This window comes from Streptomyces durbertensis (genome assembly GCF_014156695.1).
Taxonomy (GTDB): Bacteria; Actinomycetota; Actinomycetes; order Streptomycetales; family Streptomycetaceae; genus Streptomyces; species Streptomyces durbertensis.
The window spans coordinates 1-4,383 of sequence record NZ_WMLF01000449.1 but is presented as its reverse complement, the minus strand read 5'-3'; the positions used below and the strand labels follow the sequence as shown (position 1 = coordinate 4,383).

At 73.6% G+C, this 4,383-nt stretch carries 6 protein-coding genes; 3 read left to right on the top strand and 3 right to left on the bottom strand.

The annotated features are described in order from the left end of the window. Positions 1–542: DUF4291 domain-containing protein (locus GL263_RS22385; protein WP_182857552.1), on the bottom strand; the 542-nt coding region annotated here is incomplete at its 3' end. Positions 543–599: 57 nt separating this feature from the next. Between GL263_RS22385 and GL263_RS22380 the strand changes: the two genes are divergently transcribed. After that, positions 600–755 carry a hypothetical protein gene (locus tag GL263_RS22380; protein WP_182857551.1) on the top strand — a complete coding sequence of 52 codons (156 nt, stop codon included), beginning with the start codon at positions 600–602 and terminating at the stop codon, positions 753–755. A 61-nt stretch (positions 756–816) separates the two neighbouring features. Continuing rightward, positions 817–1,275, top strand: a complete 459-nt coding sequence (locus tag GL263_RS22375) for a Cif family virulence factor (protein ID WP_182857550.1) — start codon at positions 817–819, stop codon at positions 1,273–1,275. Between the two features lie 62 nt (positions 1,276–1,337). Here GL263_RS22375 and GL263_RS22370 read toward each other — a convergent pair whose 3' ends face one another. Beyond that, positions 1,338–1,856 (bottom strand): MarR family winged helix-turn-helix transcriptional regulator, encoded by a 519-nt coding sequence (locus GL263_RS22370; protein WP_182857549.1) that lies wholly within the window; start codon positions 1,854–1,856, stop codon positions 1,338–1,340. Between the two features lie 61 nt (positions 1,857–1,917). Here GL263_RS22370 and GL263_RS22365 point away from each other — a divergent pair, with 61 nt between their 5' ends. After that, positions 1,918–2,838 (top strand): EamA family transporter, encoded by a 921-nt coding sequence (locus GL263_RS22365; RefSeq protein ID WP_228456746.1) that lies wholly within the window; start codon positions 1,918–1,920, stop codon positions 2,836–2,838. Here GL263_RS22365 and GL263_RS22360 read toward each other — a convergent pair. Beyond that, positions 2,814–3,851: an ion channel gene (locus GL263_RS22360; RefSeq protein ID WP_182857547.1), complete on the bottom strand. Its 1,038-nt coding sequence runs from the start codon at positions 3,849–3,851 to the stop codon at positions 2,814–2,816. The genes GL263_RS22365 and GL263_RS22360 overlap by 25 nt on opposite strands. Positions 3,852–4,383 lie beyond the last annotated feature (532 nt).

Sequence of the window (4,383 nt, the reverse complement as noted above, 5' to 3'; positions counted from 1 at the left end):
GTCGTGAGGTCGCCGGCCCGTACGAGGTCGTGGACGCGTGAGGCGAGCGGCGTGACGTCGCTGATGTCCGTGATCCACTCGTCGGCGAAGCGCCGGGCGGCCTCCCCGGCGAGCCCGAGCTGCAGCGACCGGTGGTCCAACGGCCGGAGGCGCAGGTCTCGTTCGGGGTCCCACTGGACGCGGGCGGGGGCGGCGTGCAGCGCGTCCCGCCACGCTTCGCGGGAGTCGTGGACGGCGGGGGAGTAGTGGGAGAGGCACGCGTTGCGGATCGCCCACTCGAAGCCGGCCCGGCTGATCGTCACGGCGAGCACGGTCTCCTGTCCGGGCTTGGTGCCCCATCCGCAGCGGTACATCATCCACAGGAACGACGGCTTGATCCACGTCATCCGCTCCCGCTTCCAGCTGGTCGGGAAGTGGCCGTCCCGGGCCGCCGGCCCGCCGATGTGCGGCCCGTACGCCTGGTAGACGGTGACGGTCTCCGCCGAATGGGCGGCGCGGATACGGTACTTCGGCTCCCCAGGGCCGAGACGGGTGTCGGTCATGAAGCAAGGCTGCGGCAGTGGCGTGCCCGAGTGCCAGCGAATTCCTGTGGGGCGGCGGTGACCACCGCGGTGTTCACCGTGATGTTCGGCGACTCCGACCGCCGCGAACCGGAGTCGATCGCCGGCCTGACCGGCGGCCGCTTCCAGCCATCCGGCGGAGCGATCAGGCCGCCGGGCGGGCGCGGCGCCTGGTCGGGTGCGGGAGGCACGTAGATTCGCCGGCGACCGTGAGGGAAAGGGGGACCGCTCCATGTCAGCCGTCCTGGGAGTGTTGTTGTCGCGTTCTTCGTCGCCGGTGGTGAGGGCGAGCGCGGTTGTTGTCGCCGCGCTGCTTGTCTTCTTGGGGGGTTCCGGATGTTCTCCGGGTGAGGGCGGGGGGCAGCGCACGGAACGCCAGGTCGTCGAGGCGTACGTGGAAGCCCTCAACGCGCGGGACTCGGCGGCGCTGGTCGCGTTGGCGGGGCAGGGCCGTCGAGGAGTGGAGGAGGACGCCAGAGGGCTGATCGCCGACGGGGGCGGACGGTCTCTGGTGGTCAGGGACGTCCGAGTGCTGCGTGATTTCGGGCCCGACCTGGCGAGCGCGCATGTCGTCGCGGTGGACGAGGCCGGCGAGAAGTTCGAGACGTACGTGCAGTTGGCGCGCGAGCGCGGCACGTGGGTCCTGGTTCTGGGGAAGGGGGAGGGCTTCCCCGAGGGCGGAAAGGAGACCGCGTCCGTGACTCGGCCCGAGTAGTCCGGCTTCCCGGACGCCGGGCACGCCCCGGACGCGTGCTCGCCGCGGTGGTGGGACCGTGGTCACCGGCCGGTGGGGTGGTCGAGGGTGGTGAGGAGGGTGCGGAGGGCGTCGACGAGGTGGTCGCGCTGGGTGTCGGTGAGGCCGGCGAGCAGGCGGTGTTCGGTGGCGAGGTGGTCGGGGAGGGCGCGTTCGATGAGGGCGTGGCCCTCGTCGGTGAGGGCGACGTCCATGGAACGGCGGTCGGCGGCGTTGGGGGTGCGGGTGACGAGGCCGCGGGCCTGGAGGCGGTCGAGGCGCTGGCTGACGGCGCCGGAGGTGACCATCGACGACTTCATCAGCGCGCCGGGGGTGAGTCGGTAGGGCGGTCCGCTGCGGCGGAGTGTGGCGAGGACGTCGAACGAGGAGCGGTCCAGGCCGTGTCGGGCGAAGGTCTGGTTCAACTCGGCCTCGATGATGCGGGCGAGCCGGCTCATGCGGCCGATGACGGCCATGGGGGAGGCGTCGAGGTCGGGGCGTTCGCGGGCCCACTGCTGGAGTACCCGGTCGACGTGGTCCTGCGGCTGTGAGGGTTCGGCCATGGGAGGAGTCTAGAGGAATGTCTTAGCGCTGTGATAATTTATCTTAATGCTAAGCAATCGCATGAGTGTCCTGCTGGTCACCGCCCTCGCGCCCGCCGTGTGGGGCACCACCTACTACGTCACCACCGAGTTCCTGCCGCCGGACCGGCCGCTGCTGGCCGCCGTGCTGCGGGCCCTGCCCGCCGGGCTGCTGCTCGTGCTGATCACCCGCAGGCTGCCGCGCGGGTCGTGGTGGTGGCGGTCGCTGGTGCTCGGCGCGCTGAACATCGGCGTGTTCTTCGCGTTGCTGTTTGTCGCCGCCTACCGGCTGCCGGGCGGCGTGGCCGCCACCCTCGGGGCGCTGCAACCGCTCTTTGTGGCCGCGCTGTCGGCCGGACTGCTCGGCCAACGGCTCTCCGGACGCACGGTGTTCGCCGGGTTCCTCGGCCTGCTGGGCGTCGCGCTGCTGGTGCTGCGCGCCGACGCGCGGCTGGACGTGCTCGGCATGGTGGCGGCCGTCGGCGGCGCCGCGACGATGTCGGTCGGCGTGGTCCTCAGCAAGCGGTGGCGCTCACCGGCACCGCTGCTGGCCACCACCGGCTGGCAACTCGTCGGCGGCGGAATGCTGCTGCTCCCGCTCGCGCTGCTCGTGGAGGGCCCGCCCCCGGCCGGCATGACCGCCGTCAACCTGCTCGGCTACGGCTACCTCGCCGTCGTCGGCGCGGCGCTCTCCTACGCGCTGTGGTTCCGCGGCATCCGTGCGCTCGGCCCCAACGAGGTGATCTTCCTCGGTCTGCTCAGCCCGGTCGTCGCGACCGTCGTCGGCTGGCTGGCGCTGGGGCAGGGCATGGGATCGGCGCAGCTTCTCGGCGCGGCGCTCGCGCTGTTCGCGATGGTGCTGGCGCAGGCCAGGCGGCCCGCGCCGAAGCTCGACACCCACAGCCTGCCGCGCGAGGGCGAACGGCCGCCGGCGCGGCGTCAGTCGAGCGTCGGCGCCGGATGACGGGGGTCGACGCGGGCGGCGGCCAGGTAGTACAGCACGGCGTCGCCGGCCAGCACGGTGCCCCACGACGGGTTCACCGTCGCCGCGCCGCCCTGCCGGACCGCGATCACCGTCGCGCCGAACTCCCGGCCGAACCACGTCTGGCACTCGCCGAAGCTCCGGCCGGCCAACGCGGCCGGCAGCGGCAGCGAGTAGGTGTTGCTGCTGCCCGAACTGCTGGTCAGCTCGGTGTAGACCTCGGTGACGCCGGGGTCCAGCGCCTCCTCGGTCAGCAGGTTCGGCAGGTGCCACTGCACGCACTGGATCTCCGGGTCCACGTACCGCAGATGCGCGCGGCGGGCCATGTCCCGTAGGGCGGCGACCAGATGCACCCGCGGAGCGGTGTGCCGCACGGCGAGCGCGAGGGCCAGCGCCTCGTTGTCGTCCCGCGCGTCGACGATCACCGCGCCCGCGCGGGCCACCCCGGCCCGGGCCAGCACGTCCACGCAGGACAGGTCGCCGCGCACGAAGCCGACGCCGTCCTCCTCCGGCATCGGGTGCTCCGGCGCGTCCTCCTCCCACGCGCACAGCACGACCTCCCGGTCCTCCTCAAGGCGCAGGTCGTGCACGATCCGCTCGGTGCGGCCGGCGCGGTAGCCCAGCACGACGACGTGGCCCTCGGCCTGCTGCGGCAGTACGCCCTTCATGCGCTTTCCCCTGAGGTTCTGGAGGTGGTCGGTCAGCTCGGTGAAGAGCATGGTCAGGGTGACGATGCCGGCGACCACGACGTAGGCGCCCACCAGCCGGGCGGCGCCCTCGACCGGGTACAGGTCGCCGTAGCCGACCGTCGCGGCGGTGATCAGGAACCACCACCAGTAGTTCTCCGGCCGGGCCAGCTCGCCGTCGCCGCCCTCCGCGAGCGACATCATCAGCCAGCTCGTGAGGAAGACGAAGCCGATGACCGCCAGCGCCTTGCGCCAGCCGCGCAGCCGGCCGCGGAGCGCCCGGAGCAGCTGGGTGAGGAGAAGCGGCACGGAGGACTCCCGGGCTGGTGTACGAGCGGCGGTGCGTCCCGCATGGTAGCGACCGGGCCGGGCCCCGGCACCGGGGGCGTCGGCGGTTCCGCGTCACGGCAGCAACAGCAGTCCGGCGCCGGCGAGCGGCACGGAAGACAGTTCAGCGGACGGCGGCGGGGCGGGTCACCGGGCCGTGGCGGCTGTCCTGCCGTGGTGGCGTACGTCCGTCCTCGGCGCGGCGGCGCCGGGGTGTCCGGCGGGCGGCAGCCCGAAGCGTGACCTGTCCAGGGAGGTGTGTGATCCCGCGCGGCCGCCGTCTCCCGCGCTTCGCCCGGCGCCGGGGCCCCGGCCGTCGCGCGGGCCGTCGCCGGATCCGCGCCCGCCGCCGCGTCCGTCGTTGCCACGGCCGCCGTCGCCTCGCCCGCCGCCGCGGTCCTCGCCGGAGCCGCCGTCCCGGGGCCGGTCGCCGCCGCGGCCGTCGCCGGGCCGGCGGTCGCTCCCGTGGCCGGGACCCGGGCGACGGCACGGGACACGGCGCCGACCCGGGCTC